The organism is Dyadobacter sp. CY261 (assembly GCF_021440085.1).
Classification (GTDB): Bacteria; Bacteroidota; Bacteroidia; order Cytophagales; family Spirosomataceae; genus Dyadobacter.
In genome coordinates, this window is sequence record NZ_JAKCPW010000006.1 from 340264 (window position 1) to 359191 (window position 18928).

Consider the following 18928-nt stretch of genomic DNA (forward strand, 5'->3'; position numbering starts at 1 on the left):
CGTAACGAACAGATCAACGTTCATTTTAGACTTAATTTGTAACCTTGCAGCACACATTTTTAAATAGGTGTTTCGTTGAGTGTTTACATAACCGGATGCCCAAAGAACCTATCCATGCTCAGACCTCTATCTTCCCGGACCCTAATTGTTATTCTGATACTGACGTTTGCGTTCAGCCAGGCATTTGCGACACACTTCCGGGCCGGGGAAATCACGGCGAGAAGACTGTCGCTCACGACACCTACCTATGAATTGAAGCTGACCGGCTACTTCGATGAGGCAACCGGAAAGCCGGCAGCAGATGCTCAAAATTTTGTCTTTTTTACGATCAATAGTGTGGGGGGCACAGGAACACCCGCAGTGCTACAGGCCCTCAGAGTTTCCAGGGTCAACATCGGCAACAGCACATCGCAAAACGTTTACACAGTCAACTATACCTTTCCCACTACGGGCGCTTACCGCATATCGATGGAAGTAGATGCCCGCAATGAAAATATTTTGAATATCGGCCCCAAGCCTACGAATCAGCTGAATTTTTATGTCAGTACAATCCTCGAAATCAATGCTGCGTTTGGATTGAACCGCACGCCGGTCCTGCGGAATGCACCGATCGACATTGCTGCCGTGGGCCAGCGATACATTCATAATCCTTCGGCATTCGATGCAGACGGCGACAGCCTGGCCTACCGGATGTTTGTTCCTCAGGAGGGAGGTACCAACGGTGCCGGTGTTAACCTTCAATACCAGGATCCCAACACCGTCACACCTCCGGGCCAAACCGAGGCTGGCGCTTCCCCTGCTACTTTCGGGATCAACCGCCTCAATGGCGACATCACTTGGGATGCACCTGTAACCAAAGGCTTTTATAACATAGCGTTCATTGTAGAGGAATGGCGCGACGGGGCCTTGATCGGGCAGATCGTCCGCGACATGCAGATCATCGTGGAAGATGCGCGCAACGATCGGCCGGTAATTCCACCATTGCAAGATATTTGCGTCGAAGCGGGGACGTTGATCAATCAGACCGTTACAGCTACCGATAAGAACGGGGACAAACTTAATTTGACGTCGGTCAGCGGGGTGTATGACGCGACTCTGATCAAACCCGACCTGGCCAGATTCACTGTTGCCAACCAGGGAGCGCAGGGTAGCGTTACAGGCACATTCACCTGGCAGACATCCTGCGACCACATCCGGCTGGAACCTTATGGGGTGCTATTCAAGGTTGAAGATGCCCCACCTCCGGGTTATCCCAACCCGACGTTGTTCCGCAAGCTGGTGGATATGACAACCTGGAATATCAAGGTATATGGGCCAAAAGCTACCGGTTTAAAGGGCGTCGCTGTCACGGATCCCACCGGGACTGCCTACCGGCTCACCTGGGATGCTTACAAATGTCAGATCGCAGGGGCTAAAATCGCCATTTACCGTGCCGAGAAATGTACGGACCTATCCGAGGATGTCTGCAGTCCCGGTATTCCAGCCGGTTCGGGTTATGAAGAGATTGCCCGAGTGGATGTTAACCAGACTACTTTCCTGGATAATAATGCTGGTGAAGGTCTTCGTCCGGGCGTTTCCTACTCCTACCGCATTGTGGTGATGTTCCCAAGGCCGGGCGCAAGCCCAGGCGAGCCCGGTTATCTGATCGGCGGGGGCGAGAGCCTTGCATCGGCCGAGTACTGCCTGAACCTGCCGATGGTTATGCCTGTCATCACCAATGTAACGGTTGATTCAACCAGTACTGCCCGCGGCCAGATCACGGTTAAATGGACCAAACCTGCCGCAGCAGCGGGACTACCTGCCCAATACCGCCTCTTCCGGGCAACTAGCCAAAACGGTACCGCATTTACCCAAATAGCAACCATTAACACCAATCTTACACCCGGGGCTCCCGACACCATTTTCGTTGACCGGACCGGCCTGAATACCGAGGCCAATGCCTACAACTACAAACTGGAATACTACACCACTCAGAACGGGCAGCTCACCAAGTTCGACGAAACCGAAACTGCCAGCTCGGTAAGGCTCGAACAAGCCGCCGCCCAATCCGACCAAATCGGATTGAAATGGAGTGCACTCGTGCCATGGAGCAATGAGAACCGTGTACACCGGGTTTACCGTGAGGACAAAACAAAACCAGGTACATTCAACCGCATTGCCGAAGTTCCCGTGCAAGGACCGCAGTCATTTACTTATGTCGATGACGGGACAGATAAATATGCTGCCGACGGAACTGTCAATATCGATATTGTCAAGGACTCTACCTATTGCTACAAAGTAGAAACAGTCGGTTCGTATAACAACAGCCAGATCAAGCCGTCGGTATTGTGTAACTTCTCGCAGATACTTTGTATTTCATCGTCGGATACCACCAAGCCCTGCCCGCCGGTACTGACACTCGACCCGCTGAACTGCGATTCGCTCAGGGCACATCCCGAAGCCTTTTGCACCCCTGCAGGCTTTACAAACCATCTTACCTGGGAATATCCTGCCCAGGTCGATGGCCGTGAGTGCGACCCGCTGGTCACCGCTTACAGGGTATATTATGCAAGATATGAAGGCGATACCCCGGCATTGATCGCCACTGTTACCACACCGCCTTCGCCGCTGCAAACCAGCTATGACCATCATGGGCTTACCTCATTTGCAGGATGCTACTACGTCACGGCTGTCAACCGCTTTGGAAGCGAAAGTGCCCCAAGTAACACCGTATGCCGCGACAACTGCCCGATGTATGTGCTGCCAAATGTATTCACGCCAAATGGAGACAATAAAAACGACACATTCCAGCCCTACGAATGTCCCGCTTTTGTACAATCACTTGAATTCAAGGTATTCAACCGCTGGGGAGCGAAGGTCTTCTCTACCAGAGATGTGAACATCAACTGGGATGGCAAAACCAATGGCGGAAAAGAGCTCGCCGCAGGACAATACTATTATGAAGTAAGCATCTATTTCGAATCTTCCAAAAAACAGAGCGACGAGACTATTATGAAAGGTTGGGTGCAGTTGTTGAGATAGCCACGCAGACCGCATCCAAGAGCGCTTTTTTCCCTGCTTCGGGACTTTATGACAATTCGTATATGATTTATAAACTTGTTTTGTAAGTTTACGAACGGGCATATTATATTCATTCCCGAAGCACACATTTTTATCTGAATTTTCGTTGATTTAAGGTACCTGACAGGAGATATGGCGCCTGCCATTACCTCCCTATCATCATTAGCTCGACACGGATTTATGCGCTCTGTTTTACGAATTTCTTTATATCTTCTTTTTCTGGCGATATTATGTAATGGCTATCACGCCATGGCAACGCACATACGCGCCGGCGAGATCACAGCGCGGCGGATCAGCCCGGTAGGTTCTCCCCGCCACACGTACGAAATCAAGTTGACCGCCTACTTTGATATGCAGAACGGAGAGGGCGCAGCTAATGCGCAAAACAGCGTGTTTTTCACAATTGGCCCGGCTATTCCCAATGCAAACGCCAACCCTACCGTATTGGAAGCACCACGCAGCCAGCCAATTCCCAATATCGGGAACAATACTACCCAGAATACCTACATTATTAATTACACGTTTCCCACTTCCGGTCAGTACCGCATCTCGTTCGAAGAGGACAACCGGAACAACAACGTATTGAATATCGGCCCTCCACCGACGCAAAACCTGAACTTCTACGTCAGCACGATCCTTGAAATCAATTCCAGTTTCGGGCAGAACCAGACGCCGGTATTGCTCAATGCCCCTATCGATGTGGCAGCCGTAGGCCAGCGGTATATCCATAACCCCGGCGCTTTTGATGCAGATGGAGATAGCCTCGCCTACCGGTTGTTTGTACCACAAAGAAGTGGCGTAAATGGCGCAGGGATCAACTTACAATACAAAGATCCGAACATGGTGACGCCTCCCGGACAAACTGAAGCAGGCGCACAACCCGCCACTTTCAGCATGGACAGGATCACAGGCGACCTGATTTGGGATGCCCCGGTTACAAAGGGCTATTACAACGTTGCATTCATTGTTGAAGAATGGCGGGATGGCGCACTAATAGGCCAGATCGTCCGTGATATGCAGATTATCGTCGATGACGCCCGTAACGACAGGCCACTCATGCAACCCATACCGGATATCTGCGTCGAGGCCGGAACACTGATCAACCAGCCTGTTACAGCGACTGATAAAAATGGGGACAAGCTTACGCTGACATCATCCGGCGGGGTTTACGAAGCTTCATTGATTCCTCCTGCCGTAGCGAAGTTCACTGTCGCGCAGCAAGGTTCCCAAAGCAAAGTAACGGGTCTTTTCTCCTGGCAAACCTCCTGCGCCCATATCCGCCTGGAACCTTACGATGTCCTTTTCAAAGTAGAGGATTCGCCAGGCCCCGCAGTTCCTAATCCCTCGTTGTTCCGGAAGCTGGTCGACATGACTACCCTTAACATCCGCGTCTATGGTCCAAAACCTACCGGTTTGAGGGGCGTCGCTGTCACGGATCCCACCGGGACTGCCTACCGGCTCACCTGGGATGCTTACAAATGCCAGATCGCAGGGGCTAAAATCGCTATTTACCGTGCCGAGAAATGTACGGACCTATCCGAGGATGTCTGCAGTCCTGGTATTCCAGCCGGTTCGGGTTATGAAGAGATTGCCCGAGTGGATGTTAACCAGACTACTTTCCTGGATAATAATGCTGGTGAAGGTCTTCGTCCGGGTGTTTCCTACTCCTACCGCATTGTGGTGATGTTTCCAAGGCCGGGCGCAAGCCCAGGCGACCCTGGTTACCTGATCGGCGGTGGCGAGAGCCTTGCATCGGCCGAGTACTGCCTGAACCTGCCGATGGTTATGCCGGTGATCACCAATGTAACGGTTGATTCTACCAGCACTACCCGCGGTGTGATCACGGTTAAATGGACGAAGCCTGCCGTTGCCGCCGGACTACCTGCCCAGTATCGCCTTTACCGTGCCACCGGCCAGAACGGGACTGCATTTGCAATAATTGCAACCATTAATACCAGTCTTACGCCAGGAGCAGCGGATACTATTTTCGTAGACAGATCCCTGAACACCGAGGCTAATGCCTACAACTACAAACTGGAATACTACACCACTCAGAACGGGCAGCTCACCAAGTTCGACGAAACCGAAACGGCCAGCTCAGTAAGACTTGAACAAGATGCCGCACAGCCCGACCAGATCGGCCTCAAATGGAGTGCGCTCGTGCCATGGAGCAATGAGAACCGCGTACACAGGGTTTTCCGCGAGGACAAAACAAGGCCGGGCACTTTTAACCAGATTGCTGAAAAAACGGTGCAGGGCGCACAGACATTCAATTATGTCGATGATGGGACAGATAAATATGCCGCCGATGGAACCGTCAATATCGATATCGTTAAGGACTCTACCTATTGCTATAAAGTAGAAACAGTCGGTTCGTATAACAACAGCCAGATCAAGCCGTCGGTATTGTATAACTTCTCGCAGATACTTTGCGTTTCCTCATCGGACACTACCAAGCCCTGCCCGCCGGTACTGGCACTCGACCCGCTGAACTGCGATTCGCTTAGAGCACATCCAGAGGCTTTTTGTACTACTGCTGGGTTCACAAATCATCTTACCTGGGAATATCCTGCCCAGGTCGATGGCCGTGACTGCGACCCGCTTGTTACCGCTTACAGGGTATATTATGCAAGATATGAAGGCGATGCCCCGACATTGATTGCCACTGTTACCACACCGCCATCACCGCTGCAAACCAGCTATGACCATCTAGGGCTTACCTCATTTGCGGGATGCTACTACGTCACGGCTGTCAACCGCTTTGGAAGCGAAAGTGCCCCAAGTAACACCGTATGCCGCGACAACTGCCCGATGTATGTGCTGCCAAATGTATTCACGCCAAATGGAGACAATAAAAACGACACATTCCAGCCTTACGAATGTCCTGCTTTTGTACAATCATTGGAATTCAAGGCATTCAACCGCTGGGGAGCGAAGGTATTCTCCACCAACGATGTCAACATCAACTGGGATGGCAAAACCAATGGCGGAAAAGAGCTCTCGGCAGGCCAGTATTATTATGAAGTGACCATCTATTTTGAATCTTCCAAAAGGCAAAGCACGCCGGTAACCATGAAAGGCTGGGTGCAGCTTTTGAGATAGAAAGCGTTTATATGCGAAAAAGGGCAACACAAATTGCCTTTTTTCTTTCACATTCAAGTATTTCCTTTGTAGCCCGGTTTTTGCACCGGGCTTTTTGTTTCATCATGAATAACCTTAAAACATCCATATGAAAACGGCATATGTTTTCCCTGGTCAGGGCTCACAGTTTAAAGGAATGGGTCTGGACCTTTACCAGAGCTCCGATTCCGCCAAGGCATTGTTTGAAAAAGCGAACGAAATCCTGGGTTTTGAAATCACAAAGGTCATGTTTGAAGGCACAGACGAGGAGCTGAAACAAACCAATGTTACCCAACCTGCAATATTCATCCACTCGGTAATCCTCGCAAAAATAACTCCTGATTTTACCCCCAATATGGTTGCAGGCCACTCGCTCGGCGAATTCTCCGCATTGGTAGCAGCAGGCGCTCTTTCATTTGAAGATGGGCTATCACTTGTTGCAAAGCGTGCGGACGCAATGCAGAAAGCATGTGAAATCCGTCCATCGACGATGGCTGCCATTCTGGGCCTTGCCGACAATGTGATTGAAGAGATCTGCTCCAGCATCAACGATGAGATCGTCGTTCCGGCCAATTACAACTGCCCGGGACAAGTAGTGATTTCCGGAACCATCGAGGGTGTTGAGCGCGCCTGCGAATTACTGAAAGCTGCCGGTGCAAAACGTGCATTAATATTGCCTGTGGGCGGTGCATTCCACTCGCCGCTGATGGAGCCGGCACGTGAAGAACTCGCAGCGGCAATACATGCAGCACAGTTCGAGCAACCCATCTGCCCGATATACCAGAATGTAAATGCCAAACCGGCAACAGAAGTAAGTGTTATCAAGGAAAATCTGATCTCGCAACTTACCGCCCCGGTAAAATGGACGCAGTCCGTGGAGCAAATGGTGGCCGATGGCGCGGGAATCTTTACTGAATCAGGTCCGGGCAAAGTTTTGCAAGGCCTTGTAAGAAAGATCGCTAGCAGTGTTGAGGTAAAAAGTATTTAATTTTTTTCTCAAAACACTTGACAAGATAAGGGAGTCCCATTACTTTTGCACCACTGTTTACGGTTTTGGCCGATGGTGTAATGGTAACACAGGACATTTTGGTTGTCTTATTCAGGGTTCGAGTCCTTGTCGGCCAACAGTAATCAAAGAGCTCATTGAAAAATGAGCTCTTTTTATTTTCATCCTGATCCGCTCCAGACCTTTAATAAACCATCCGATTTTCGGAGGTTACATAACCATTTAATAGCATTTCCATCCTTCTGCGACTTTGAGGTGACATTAAGGAAACCAATTTAAAAATTTGGTTACTTAATGTAACTTTTCTGCTATAAAATTTGGATATGAAATGTTACATTTACTATGTTCTAACCTAAACAGCACCCATATGAAAGTAGACAAAGTTAAAAAGCGTGATCGCGAGCGCACGAAGAGTAAAATACTCAAAGCGGTCGGCGAAGTAATTGAACAACATGGTACCGAAAAGGTTGGGGTCAATCTCATCGCCCGAACCGCCGGAGTTAACAAAGTTCTGATTTACAGGTACTTTGAAAGCGTAGATGGCCTGATGGAGCAATACGTCAGGTCGGGAGAGTACACGTCAACCCTCAGCACCGATTACATTGACAGCATCCCCGAGCTAACGCCCGATGAACGGAGCAAGGCTCTCACGTCCCTTATGCACACTTTTACGAACGATCTGCGTCAGCGTAAAGCGACGCGCGACCTGCTCCGCTGGGAGATCGGAACCGGAAAGTCGATGTTATCAGATGCCCGCAACCAGATTGCTACGCGGATTCTGAGCAAGATAGGCGACCTGCCCTATTACAATGACACCAGCGCACTAATCGCATTCATCTCAGCAGGCATTTACTTTTTGACCATTTCCTCCGACTATCGTGAAAAAATGCTGGACGTGGACCTTCAATCAGATGAAGGCTGGAAGCGCATCGAACATGTTATTGACAATATCATACTAAGTGTTCGGCGTTGACAATAAAAAAAGGAAATGCCCTTCCCATCAAACGGGAAGGGCATTTCCTTTTTTTGGCCATTAGTAACCTATATTTGCAGTTGAAAATCCTGCATGAATGAGTGTACTGAAAAAACTGGCCAGTGAAACCGCTACTTACGGCATCAGCACCATGCTGGGCCGCTTTTTGAACTACCTGCTGGTCGCATTACATACCAAGCTCTTCGAACCTCAACAGATCGCCGCGCAAGGGCAGCTTTTTGCCTACGCAGGGCTCGGCCTCGTCCTTTACACATTCGGTATGGAAACCGCGTTCTTCCGCTTTGCGCGCGAGGAGAAGGACCGCAAGCAGTACTACAACGTCATATTGAGTGCCGTGATCCTGGTCAGCCTGACCTGTTCGACGCTCATGTATGTTTTTGCCCAACCCATTGCCGACTTTATCAAATACCCCGAGGCAACTTCGATCATAAAAATGTTCGCCATTATCATGGCCACCGACGGTATTGTTTCGATTCCATTTGCGAAACTGCGGCTCGAAGGGCAAGGCAAAAAATTTGTCATTATCCGGGTTAGCAATATCCTCATCAACATCTCTCTAAACCTCTTCTTTCTGCTTGTTTGCCGGGACATTACGGCTGGGAAATACCTGGCTTCGCTGAAACCGGCCATAGACCTTTTCTACAACCCGCTTCATGCACCAGATTACATTGTGCTTGCCAACCTCATCGCCAACCTGGCATTCTTCTGGATGCTGCGAAAAGAGTTTGCCGAATTCCGGTTTGTTTTTGATCGCAGCCTGTTCAAACCGGTATGGGTTTATGCATTCCCTGTGATGGTGATGAATATAGGCGGCGTACTCAATATGCTTTTCGACCGCGCATTTATCCAGTTTCTGCTGCCCGAAGGCTTCTATCCCGGCCGCAGCAACGAAACAGCCATCGGGATTTACGTGCAATGCTACAAGCTCTCCATTTTTATGAACCTGGCCATTCAAGCGTTCAAATATGCGGCTGAGCCGTTTTTCTTTTCAAAAGGGGAAGACAAGAACGCGCCGCCGGTTTTCGCGAAGGTGACGAAGTATTTTATCATCATTTGTGTGCTCATGTGGGTAGGCATATGCCTGAACCTCGACCTGTTCGCCGAGTTATTCCTCAAAAAGAAGATTTATCACGAGGGTTTGGCCGTTGTGCCCTGGCTGCTGGCGGGTTATTTGTTCCTTGGGGTGTATTACAATCTCGCAACCTGGTTCAAGCTGACTGATAAAACGCAATACGGCACCTGGCTTACGCTCACTGGTGCGGGGATCACTATTGCGACCAGCTTCTCGCTCGTGCCGCAGATCGGCTATATGGGCTTTGCGATCGCATTTGCATTGTCGGGTTTCATTATGCTGTCGCTCTGCTATTATTTTGGGCAAAAATATTATCCGGTGCCTTATGATATCGCTTCCGCATTGGGCTACATCGGCGGCGGTGCGTTACTGATTTATGCGTCGTCGCTGGTTAAAATACCAGATCTCTGGATTTCCGTACCGGTGCATATGGGCATATTCGCCATCTGCCTGGTCGTAGTTTTTCTATTGGAAAGAAAAAGCATTCCTGCGTTCCGGAGGCGATAATGCAGATTACCCCTGCATTTCGCGCAGAAGTTTGTTAGAGAAAAGGAATTCTTTGAGCTCAGGCACCGTCGTTTTGGTAATCTCGGAATTTACCCCCTCCCATAGCTTATCGCCCTGATAAAGGAACATGATATTCTGTCCGATTTCCATCACCGAGTTCATATCGTGCGTAATGATGATGGTCGTGATCTGGTATTCGTCCGTAATTTCCTTGATTAGCTCGTCGATCTTCACGGACGTCAGCGGATCGAGGCCGGAGTTGGGTTCATCGCAAAACAGATAGGCCGGGTTCATCACAATGGCACGTGCAATACCGACGCGCTTTTTCATCCCACCGCTGATCTCCGATGGCATCCGCTTCGCCGCCTGTTCCAACCCTACCCTTTGTAAACAGAATGCCACCCGCTCCTGTTTTTCCTCCGTAGACTGCGAGGTAAGCATATCCAACGGGAAGCGCACATTCTCTTCCACCGTTTTGGAATCAAACAATGCACCGCCCTGGAAGAGTACGCCCATTTCGCGGCGTATCGACTGCTGCGTTTCCTTGTCGCAATTGTAAAAATCGCGGCCATTATAAAGCACATTCCCCTGGTCGGGCTTAACGAGGCCGATCATGCATTTCAGCAACACGCTTTTACCGGTGCCGCTTCCACCGATGATCAGGTTTGTTTCGCCTTTTTGAAACTGGGCCGATATTTCTTTTAAAACTGCTTTACCGTTGAATGCCTTACTAATATTGTTGATTTCGATCATTGTGTGGTCCGGTTGAACGCTTACAAAAGCAGCTGTGCGAGCAGGTAATCTGCGACGAGAATGGAAATACAACTGTTGGTCACGGCTTGTGTGCTGGCTTTACCTACCTCCAACGCACCACCCGAGGTAAAAAATCCCTTGAAAGAGGAAATCGAGGCAATCAGGAAGCCGAAAACGAAAGGTTTAACACACATGAAAAATATGTTGTAGGGCACGAACGAGTCACGGATACCATAGAGATAATCGCGCTCGGTGATGACGCCGGTTAATGTGCCAGCCAGATAACCCCCGAGAATGCCCAGAAATGCCGAAAAAATAACGAGCATCGGGAATGTCAGCATCGCCGCGACCACTTTCGGTAAAACCAGATAAGACGAAGAATTGATCCCCATCACTTCCAACGCATCGATCTGTTCGGTAATGCGCATCGTGCCCAGCTCGCTGGCAATATTGGAACCCACTTTTCCGGCCAGAACGATACAGGTGATGGTAGGTGCAAGTTCGAGGATCTCCATATCACGCACAATGAGCGCCACGGTGGAGATCGGGATGATAGGGCTAACGAGGTTATAGGCCGTCTGAATACAAGACACGGCTCCGATAAACGTGGAAACGATCGCGACGATGAATATCGAACTCACACCGATGCCGACACATTCCTCCATCAATCTGCGCCAGTAAACCGATAATTTCTCGCCCTTCCCGAACAGCGTCCCTAAAAAAATGAAGTATTTACCGATTACAGACATGATATCTTAATTGTATTCAATATTTTCGGGAAAATTAGGCAAAAAAAGAAGCAATCAGAAAAATGAATCCATTAGCGGTTGTAACCGGTGGAACAAAAGGGATAGGAAGGGCAGCGATAGAAAAATTTTTAGCACAAGGCTTCGACGTAATTACCTGCGCAAGAAACGAGAGCGACCTGCTCGAACTGCAACAAGCATTCAACGAAAGTTTCCCCCAATCGAAACTAACTTATTTAACGGCCGACCTCTCGGTAAGGGCCGATGTAGATGCATTTATTGCATTTATCCATCATCATGATCAGCACCCGGAGGTACTTATCAACAACACCGGCGTATTTATCCCCGGGCAGATCCACAACGAAACGGAGGGCACATTGGAAAAGACGATGGAAACCAACCTTTATAGTGCCTATCACCTGACGCGCGGACTGCTGCCAGGGATGATGGAGCACAAAAAGGGCCATATTTTTACCATTTGCTCCACGGCCAGCATTATCGCGTATCCGAACGGCGGATCGTACTGTATTTCAAAATTCGCATTGTATGGCATGACAAAAGTCCTGCGCGAGGAAATGAAACCCTACAGTGTGCGTGTAACGGCCATTCTGCCCGGCGCGACGTATACCGACAGCTGGAAAGGTACGGACTTGCCCGAAGATCGGTTTATGGACGCAAAGGATGTCGCCGACTCCATCTGGTCGGTTTATGCATTGTCGTCCAGGGCGGTTGTGGAAGAAATTTTGATCCGTCCCCAGTTGGGAGATTTGGATTAATGCATGAACAGTAAAGCAATTTTACTAAATTGCCGCATTTTTAAAATTATTTATTAAACCCATATTTTCATTTCATGGAACAATACCTCGGTATAGACGTGGGCGGTACTAACGTAAAAATGGGGATCGTTGACGCTACGGATGGAAGAATCTCTAATTTTTACAGTCACGATACCGCCAGCTGGCGCAGCTCAGGGCATTTTATAGACAGATTAGGTGATGCGATAGCGCTCCAGCTTGTTGAATATCCCGAAGTCAAAAAAGTAGGAATCGGTGTTCCGGGGCTTATTTCCCGCGACAGAAGCACGCTGATCGAAATCACTGCAATACCCGAAATTGACGGGATCACCATTGTTCCGGACTTGAAAGCACGTTTTCCGCAGCATGATTTTTACCTCGAAAACGACGCGAATGCGGCTGCTTTGGGTGAGTATTACTTCGGCGAAGACAAGCTTCCCGAGGATTATATCTTCGTAACGCTCGGCACCGGCATCGGCGGCGCGGCGATCATCGATAAAAAGGTATTCAAAGGCGGCGGGGGTAATGCCATGGAGCCTGGCCACGTTCCTTCCAAAAACGGAAAAGTACTCGAGCGTAACATCGGCAAAAAAGAATTGCTGGATATGGCCCATACCATGCGCGCGTCCTACACCGGAACTACGCAATTACCCGCCGATGGCACTATCTCGACCACAGGACTTGTTGCGGCTGCTTCGGCAGGTGATGAACTTGCAAAAGAAGTCTTCCATGAAATGGGTTATCTCCTCGGTGAAGGTCTGGTTTCCATGATACGCATCCTGGATATCACAACAATTTTGATTGGTGGTGGTATTTCTGCTTCATTTGAATTTATTTTGCCCGCGATTAATGATCGTTTCAAGTACTGGCTCACACCTTATTACCTGAAAACCGTTACTATCAAGCGTGCAACGCTTGCCAATGACGCCGGACTGCTTGGAGCGGCTTCACTTTGTTTTGAATAACGAATAACCACGAAACACAAGATTCACTCTTAAAAACAGTATTACTATTATTTATCCCTGATGAAATTATCGGTTATAGTTCCTGCCTACAATGAAGAAAAAACCATCCGAAATGTGCTGGATAAACTTAAATCCGTTGAGCTGATAGGCCATTTTCAAAAGGAGATCGTAATTGTGAACGACTGCTCCGCCGACAACACGGAGGCGGTTGCCAAAAAATTTATAGAAGAGAATCCAGGGCTGGAAATAGCATATTTCCGGCACGAATATAATCAGGGGAAAGGTGCCGCATTGCACACGGGCATCCGCCGCGCAACGGGCGACTACATTATCGTACAGGACGCTGACCTGGAATACGATCCCCAAGAATTCAACATATTGCTAAAACCGGTTATCGAAGGATATGCGGATGTGGTGTATGGCTCCCGCTTCATGGGTGGAAGACCGCACCGCATCCTTTTTTTCTGGCATACGATCGGGAATAAGTTTCTGACATTCCTAAGCAACATGTTTACCAATCTCAACCTGACGGACATGGAAACATGCTACAAACTCTTTCGTGCCGATCTGCTAAAAAGTCTCAAACTGGTAGAAAACCGTTTCGGCTTCGAGCCGGAAGTGACGGCCAAGATCTCCAAAATCCCTAAAATCCGCATTTACGAAGTCGGGGTATCCTATTATGGCCGCACTTACGAAGAAGGAAAGAAAATCAACTGGAAAGATGGTTTCCGTGCATTGTACTGCATCGTCCGCTACGGATTAGGAAGCTAGCCACAAACGGAGTATCATCAAAAAACTTCTTCCCCTTCCTCCATCCTCCTTTCCTCCCAAAACGAAGCCCTACCGCTTCAAAAACTTCCGCGTAGCTGTAAAACCATTCTTTTGCTCCACCTGTAAGAGGTAGATCCCTGCCGGCCATTTGGAAATATTCTGTTCCCAATCCTGGGTCGCTTTATACTCCGAACGCACTTTTGACTGCCCTGCGGCATTGAAAACCTGGATCACGCCTGATTCAGGATTTTTGAAACCAACTTTCAGAATGTCGTCAACAGGGTTGGGGTAAATCTCCCATGTGAGCTCCTTGCCATTTTCTTCCACGCCTAAAATAGGCGTAAGATCAACACGCGTGGTAGCATAAGCCGATTGCGAAACATCACTCACGGCCTGAATGCGATATGTATATGTCGCATTGATTTCAATGTCCTTATCCTCAAAAAGCAGTGTTTTTGAGTCTAGATTTTTTAATAGCATGTAAGGACCCGAATCGGTCGTCTTCTTTTCGAGTACATATCCCGTGGCACCTTCGACAGCCTTCCACGCCAATATCACCGAATTGAACGTCCTGTTCGCCGTTAGCTCAACATTCGGGAGCAACATCCCTATACCGACTTTATCAAAAGAAAATGCGCCCAAACCATGCTTGTTCAGCAAGTAAGGACCGGTGTAAATGGCAATGTTGAATGAAAACGGCTCGATTAACGGAAGGTTGTCAGGATAAAAAGATGGCAAATAACTGAGCTTGGTCGCATTGGAAGGTTCTTTGAGCGTTAAGGTAACCCGGTTGCCTTCCGCTTTGCCGGCAGAGAATGCCGCTTTCTTCTCATCGCCATCGAGGTAAAAGAAGTTTTTAAGGCTCAAAATCAGTGGCTTTCCATCTTGTCCTTTCACCGTAGAATCGGCGGGCCATTTGAGTTCCTGGCCTTCGTCGAATACAAGAACGATCTCTTTTTTCTCGGCATTGGTATAAAATGCCTTTTTGATATCCGGGCTCCTTACGTTGTCCGAATCTTTGGATCGATAAATGGTTGGGGCAAAAAAACGATACATCCTGCGACCAAACTCTTCGAAACCTGATCTTTCGTAATGCACCGCATCGTAGCCGGGTGTTCCAACGGCTGCAAAATGATCTGTTTTGGGATACAAATACTTAGTTCTTCGCAAAAAATCGCGTACAGAGCCTCCGACGGGGTTTGGTGTATCGTTCCGCAGGATGATCAGGTTGGATTGAACGACCACAAACTGATCTACCTGGGGGTAGTCCTGCACCCAAAACTTATACAATTGATCATATTCTTCCGGATAATTACCTATATTCTCGAAAACCTCCTGCTCGCCGTGCATCCATATAAACGCCCGGATACGCGCAGGATTTGCGACGCGAACCCTTTTCAGCAGTCCTCCGTAAAGCGAAAAGCTCGTAGGGTCATTGGCATCCCTTGCCAGAAAGTCACTCAACTTTTTACCGGGAAGCGATCCGTTGATAACGCAGGTCGGGATACTATCATGCTCTAATATTGTTCTCTGCATTTCGAGACCCCATGCGCCAACGTATGTCCACGACCAGGCCGCATTTGTCCAGAGCGTATCACGCGGGGTTATCGAAGGATCCCCATCAGGCGTGCGGGCGATGGTGCGTGCATATTTGCTCGACCAGGCGCCAAAAATCGTGGCTGCCGCATTGGATTGCCCGCTGATTACATAAAAATCACCCGCCACAACCTCGTTACGCCGCACGATCAGTGCGGAATCCGCTTCGTGGCAGGCATATACTTCGAATGAGTAATCCGCCATTTCGGCTTTGATTTTCGGGGTCATGCTGAATGTCCCGGTCGTTGTGCCACCGTAGTTAATAGCCGATTTCTGATATCCCACCCGCTGGTTATTTCTGAGCACAACCACGGACATATGGTCCCAGCCGGCAAGTTCGATGACGCCCGAAATAGGCACGTCGGCCATATCATCGTCGCCCCGCGCATAAAGCTGCATTTCCTTCGGCAGTTTGTCGAAGACGACGGAGAAAAAACGCTGTGCCTGTGTGCTGCCAGTCATGCAGCTCAGGAAGAGGCAAAAAAGTAAGGATTTTAGGTGTGTAGAATTCATTTCATTAAGAAACTGTTTTCGATGCTGTTTAAAGCTACTCGCTCGCGGATCCGGCCGAGTAGACAAATGGTTATAAATATATCTTTAATATTTTAGATTTAATGCCTCCTGTTTGTTTTCGGTACGGGTTGTCGACGGAAACCAATGTTCGTCGCACATGGCAAGGAACCACAAAACCATGATCATCGGCAAGGAATATTTATCCCACGACAGCTGTGCCTTACCAAGCAGCAAAATATTCAGCAAAAAAACCCATGCAGCCAGATTGAATCGCGGCGAGACAAACCGGACGAGCGTAACAAGAGCTAATGCCCCAAAAACAGCTTGTTTCAGCAAGCCACTGATTCCAATCTTCATCAGCAACTCATCCACATAACCAAGATAAGGCCAGGTAAAATAAGGATTATAAGCCTGCTTAGCCGGAAAAAAGGCGATAATCGCTGCGATGACCAGCAGAAAACCTGCAAACATCACCGGATGCTTCCCCGGATATTCGAGGAAATGGGAAAAACGGCGGGTAACGAACGTTTCGGGTATGATATAGTACACAGCCACGACCACCGACGCATACATCAGATACCCGAAATTGTATTGAATCAGCTTATCCGAATCATAATGCTGATCGGCCATGACCGAAGCTGGTGCCGGTCCGTGCCAGATCAAGACCCATGGCACAATCGCCAGCACTGCGAGGGCGTACCAGATCCAGACGGGATCGGAAAAGACACTTTTTACCAAAACAGCTGGATTCGTACTCCATTTAACATTTTTGAATATCTCATAGGCTAGAACAGCCGCAGGAAATGCGAGCATGTACTGCCGGCAACAAACAGCCGCAGCAAATGAAAGGAAGCTTACCCAATGCCATTTCCGCAAATAGGCAATTACGCCGCCGAGCGTAAAGAACATGGCAAAAATGTCGGTGTAGTAATAAATGCTGACCAGGTAATAGTTGGGAAAAATTAAGAGTCCACCCAGGCAAAGCCAGAAACGCTTTGTACGCTCCGGACTGTACCAAACGAAGAGCATTAGCAATGCAAAGCTGGTAAAAGCCGTTAGCAGGCGGAGGTTTTGAATGTCTTCCCCAAAAATATGGAGCACCCATCCGCCTAAAATAAACGGGATCGGTGTGTTCAGTTCATTGTAAGTTTTAAGGAGGTTGAGCGAGGGAATGGGCTCAGTGCTGAACAATACCGCTGTGGGTAGATAATGGTTTTCATCCTGATAAAGCCCAACGGTAAACCTGTCTTTGAAAAAGAATACAAGAATGAATAAAACGAGCAGGCCTATTGAGGTGTATAATTTCTTACGGTGCATATGCTGCTAAATAAAATTGACTTCTGCGTTGAGCCGGATCCCGAACTTATCTGCGACGGATTCCTGTATTTTTTCCGATAACGTTTTAATCTGTATCCCTGTACCTCCACCATAATTAACCAGTACAAGCGCTTGTCGCGCGTGTACACCGATTTCTCCTTCCCGAAAACCCTTCCAACCCGCCTTTTCGATGAGCCAGCCGGCAGGGACTTTCACGGTTTGAGCATCCACCGGATAACCCGGCACCTCAGGAAATGTTTCTTTGAGCTGGTCAAACTGAGTGACCGATATCTCCGGATTCTTGAAAAAGCTTCCCGCATTACCTATTTCGGCGGGATCGGGGAGCTTGCTTCTACGAATTTTCATAATTGCCCCGCTGATATCGCGGATCGTGGGTACATCTGCGCCCATTTCCTGTAATGTCTTTTGTACGTCACCATAAGCGGCATTCAAAAGCGGTTTTTTGCTCAGTCTAAATGTCGCTCCGGTGATGACATACCGGCTTTTTAATGATTTCTTGAAAATGCTTTCGCGGTACCCGAATTCGCATTCAGCATTCGTAAAAACGCGCTTTTCACCATCGCCAATGCGAACCGCTTCTACGGATTGGATCACGCTTTTGATTTCCACCCCGTAGGCCCCGATATTTTGCATTGGCGCAGCCCCTACCGAACCTGGAATGAGCGAGAGGTTTTCCACACCGCCATAGCCATTATCCACGCAATGCATAACGAAGTCGTGCCAGACTTCACCCGCTCCTACTTTCAACACGACTGAATCCTCATTTTCTTCCACTATTTCAATGCCTCTAATCTCGGGATGGATTACCAGCGCCTCGATATCTTTGGTAAGCAGGATATTGCTACCGCCACCGAGGATAAATTTCGGGAAATCTTTCCATTCAGGATCATTCAAAAGGGTTGTTAATTCTTCAACGGAATGAATATTGATAAAATATCTGGCATGAGCATCGAGCCCGAATGTATTGAGATGACGAAGCGAAACGTTGGATTGTATTTGCATTGAAATCGGGGATTAACCAGGTAAAGTTAGGTATTACATTCAAAATTAAGTGGTATGGTGATTCATCCAATTTTGTTTAAGTTTGTGGGCTCAGTTACAATGGTTCAGGATATGACGCTAAAAAAGAGATTTTTATGGGCTCTGCATCTTGGTATCATTTTGATTTCGGGTTGCAGCAAAAAGTCGGTAGTGAGTTCCGGTTCCGAATACAAGGAAGATCTTTCCACGGTCCGTCCACGCTACGAATACGTTGAGCCTACGATTGTGCCGCGTACCGAAGCTGTAACACCCGCCAAAAGCAATGATGTGCCGAAAACCGATGTGGATAAACCTCTGTATGTCAACAAGAAACTGGAATCAGTGTTGGATACGCTGGCTAAACAAAACAAGGCGATCCGCTATATCAACGGTTTCAGGATTCAGATTTACGTGGGCAATGTGAGGCAGGAAGCGGATAATGCGAAGTCCTATGTGTACCAGGCTTTTCCGGATCTGAACCCTTATGTTTCTTACACTCAGCCCACATATCGGGTAAAAGTAGGAGACTTTATGTACAGGAGCGATGCCGAGCAATACCTGGACCTGATCCGTGAACAATATGCCTCCGCCGTGATCCTTGCCGACCGGGTGGATATCAAGCGAAGTATGATGGTGAACCCGGCTTCTGATCATAACTGACCGTCCATCAAGA

At 48.6% G+C, this 18928-nt stretch carries 14 protein-coding genes and 1 tRNA gene; 10 read left to right on the forward strand and 5 right to left on the reverse strand.

What is annotated here, in order from left to right; all coding sequences use genetic code 11:
* Positions 1–114: 114 nt before the first annotated feature.
* The 6 genes from LZD49_RS18780 (at position 115) to LZD49_RS18805 (ending at position 9759) form a co-directional block, all read left to right on the forward strand.
* A complete protein-coding gene (locus tag LZD49_RS18780) occupies positions 115–3021 on the forward strand; it encodes a gliding motility-associated C-terminal domain-containing protein (RefSeq protein WP_234669111.1) in 2907 nt (968 codons plus the stop codon).
* A gap of 288 nt (positions 3022–3309) precedes the next feature.
* Positions 3310–6162 (forward strand): gliding motility-associated C-terminal domain-containing protein, encoded by a 2853-nt coding sequence (locus tag LZD49_RS18785; RefSeq protein ID WP_234669112.1) that lies wholly within the window; start codon positions 3310–3312, stop codon positions 6160–6162.
* A gap of 127 nt (positions 6163–6289) precedes the next feature.
* On the forward strand, positions 6290–7168 hold the full coding sequence (gene fabD, locus LZD49_RS18790) for an ACP S-malonyltransferase (RefSeq protein ID WP_234669113.1): 879 nt from the start codon (positions 6290–6292) through the stop codon (positions 7166–7168).
* 66 nt (positions 7169–7234) lie between these two features.
* A tRNA-Gln gene (locus tag LZD49_RS18795) sits at positions 7235–7305 on the forward strand.
* 248 nt (positions 7306–7553) lie between these two features.
* Entirely contained in the window at positions 7554–8159 is a 606-nt protein-coding gene (locus LZD49_RS18800) for a TetR/AcrR family transcriptional regulator (RefSeq protein ID WP_234669114.1), read from the forward strand.
* 97 nt (positions 8160–8256) lie between these two features.
* Positions 8257–9759, forward strand: coding sequence for a lipopolysaccharide biosynthesis protein (locus tag LZD49_RS18805; RefSeq protein WP_234669115.1), 1503 nt, complete (start codon positions 8257–8259; stop codon positions 9757–9759).
* 6 nt (positions 9760–9765) lie between these two features.
* Here the strand turns inward: LZD49_RS18805 and LZD49_RS18810 are convergent, their stop codons facing one another.
* Positions 9766–10512 carry an ABC transporter ATP-binding protein gene (locus tag LZD49_RS18810; RefSeq protein WP_234669116.1) on the reverse strand — a complete coding sequence of 249 codons (747 nt, stop codon included), beginning with the start codon at positions 10510–10512 and terminating at the stop codon, positions 9766–9768.
* A gap of 20 nt (positions 10513–10532) precedes the next feature.
* Entirely contained in the window at positions 10533–11261 is a 729-nt protein-coding gene (locus tag LZD49_RS18815) for an ABC transporter permease (RefSeq protein ID WP_015813410.1), read from the reverse strand.
* 62 nt (positions 11262–11323) lie between these two features.
* Here LZD49_RS18815 and LZD49_RS18820 point away from each other — a divergent pair, with 62 nt between their 5' ends.
* From LZD49_RS18820 to LZD49_RS18830, 3 genes are all read left to right on the forward strand, one after another.
* Positions 11324–12034, forward strand: a complete 711-nt coding sequence (locus tag LZD49_RS18820; protein ID WP_234669117.1) for an SDR family oxidoreductase — start codon at positions 11324–11326, stop codon at positions 12032–12034.
* A 74-nt stretch (positions 12035–12108) separates the two neighbouring features.
* A complete protein-coding gene (locus LZD49_RS18825; protein WP_234669118.1) occupies positions 12109–13017 on the forward strand; it encodes an ROK family protein in 909 nt (302 codons plus the stop codon).
* Between the two features lie 60 nt (positions 13018–13077).
* Positions 13078–13788: a glycosyltransferase family 2 protein gene (locus LZD49_RS18830; RefSeq protein WP_234669119.1), complete on the forward strand. Its 711-nt coding sequence runs from the start codon at positions 13078–13080 to the stop codon at positions 13786–13788.
* Between the two features lie 69 nt (positions 13789–13857).
* Here LZD49_RS18830 and LZD49_RS18835 read toward each other — a convergent pair whose 3' ends face one another.
* From LZD49_RS18835 to murB, 3 genes are all read right to left on the reverse strand, one after another.
* On the reverse strand, positions 13858–15897 hold the full coding sequence (locus LZD49_RS18835) for a T9SS type A sorting domain-containing protein (protein WP_234669120.1): 2040 nt from the start codon (positions 15895–15897) through the stop codon (positions 13858–13860).
* An 84-nt stretch (positions 15898–15981) separates the two neighbouring features.
* Positions 15982–17214: a hypothetical protein gene (locus tag LZD49_RS18840; RefSeq protein WP_234669121.1), complete on the reverse strand. Its 1233-nt coding sequence runs from the start codon at positions 17212–17214 to the stop codon at positions 15982–15984.
* Between the two features lie 6 nt (positions 17215–17220).
* On the reverse strand, positions 17221–18237 hold the full coding sequence (murB, locus tag LZD49_RS18845; RefSeq protein WP_234669122.1) for a UDP-N-acetylmuramate dehydrogenase: 1017 nt from the start codon (positions 18235–18237) through the stop codon (positions 17221–17223).
* 54 nt (positions 18238–18291) lie between these two features.
* Here murB and LZD49_RS18850 point away from each other — a divergent pair, with 54 nt between their 5' ends.
* Entirely contained in the window at positions 18292–18915 is a 624-nt protein-coding gene (locus tag LZD49_RS18850) for an SPOR domain-containing protein (RefSeq protein WP_234669123.1), read from the forward strand.
* Positions 18916–18928: the final 13 nt, after the last annotated feature.

Bases quoted from the DNA above. Each gene is read 5' to 3' on its own strand.
- LZD49_RS18780 (WP_234669111.1), top strand. From the start codon at position 115: ATGCTCAGACCTCTATCTTCCCGGACCCTAATTGTTATTCTGATACTG.
- LZD49_RS18785 (WP_234669112.1), top strand. From the start codon at position 3,310: ATGGCAACGCACATACGCGCCGGCGAGATCACAGCGCGGCGGATCAGC.
- fabD (WP_234669113.1), top strand. From the start codon at position 6,290: ATGAAAACGGCATATGTTTTCCCTGGTCAGGGCTCACAGTTTAAAGGA.
- LZD49_RS18800 (WP_234669114.1), top strand. From the start codon at position 7,554: ATGAAAGTAGACAAAGTTAAAAAGCGTGATCGCGAGCGCACGAAGAGT.
- LZD49_RS18805 (WP_234669115.1), top strand. From the start codon at position 8,257: ATGAGTGTACTGAAAAAACTGGCCAGTGAAACCGCTACTTACGGCATC.
- LZD49_RS18810 (WP_234669116.1), bottom strand. From the start codon at position 10,512: ATGATCGAAATCAACAATATTAGTAAGGCATTCAACGGTAAAGCAGTT.
- LZD49_RS18815 (WP_015813410.1), bottom strand. From the start codon at position 11,261: ATGTCTGTAATCGGTAAATACTTCATTTTTTTAGGGACGCTGTTCGGG.
- LZD49_RS18820 (WP_234669117.1), top strand. From the start codon at position 11,324: ATGAATCCATTAGCGGTTGTAACCGGTGGAACAAAAGGGATAGGAAGG.
- LZD49_RS18825 (WP_234669118.1), top strand. From the start codon at position 12,109: ATGGAACAATACCTCGGTATAGACGTGGGCGGTACTAACGTAAAAATG.
- LZD49_RS18830 (WP_234669119.1), top strand. From the start codon at position 13,078: ATGAAATTATCGGTTATAGTTCCTGCCTACAATGAAGAAAAAACCATC.
- LZD49_RS18835 (WP_234669120.1), bottom strand. From the start codon at position 15,897: ATGAATTCTACACACCTAAAATCCTTACTTTTTTGCCTCTTCCTGAGC.
- LZD49_RS18840 (WP_234669121.1), bottom strand. From the start codon at position 17,214: ATGCACCGTAAGAAATTATACACCTCAATAGGCCTGCTCGTTTTATTC.
- murB (WP_234669122.1), bottom strand. From the start codon at position 18,237: ATGCAAATACAATCCAACGTTTCGCTTCGTCATCTCAATACATTCGGG.
- LZD49_RS18850 (WP_234669123.1), top strand. From the start codon at position 18,292: ATGGTGATTCATCCAATTTTGTTTAAGTTTGTGGGCTCAGTTACAATG.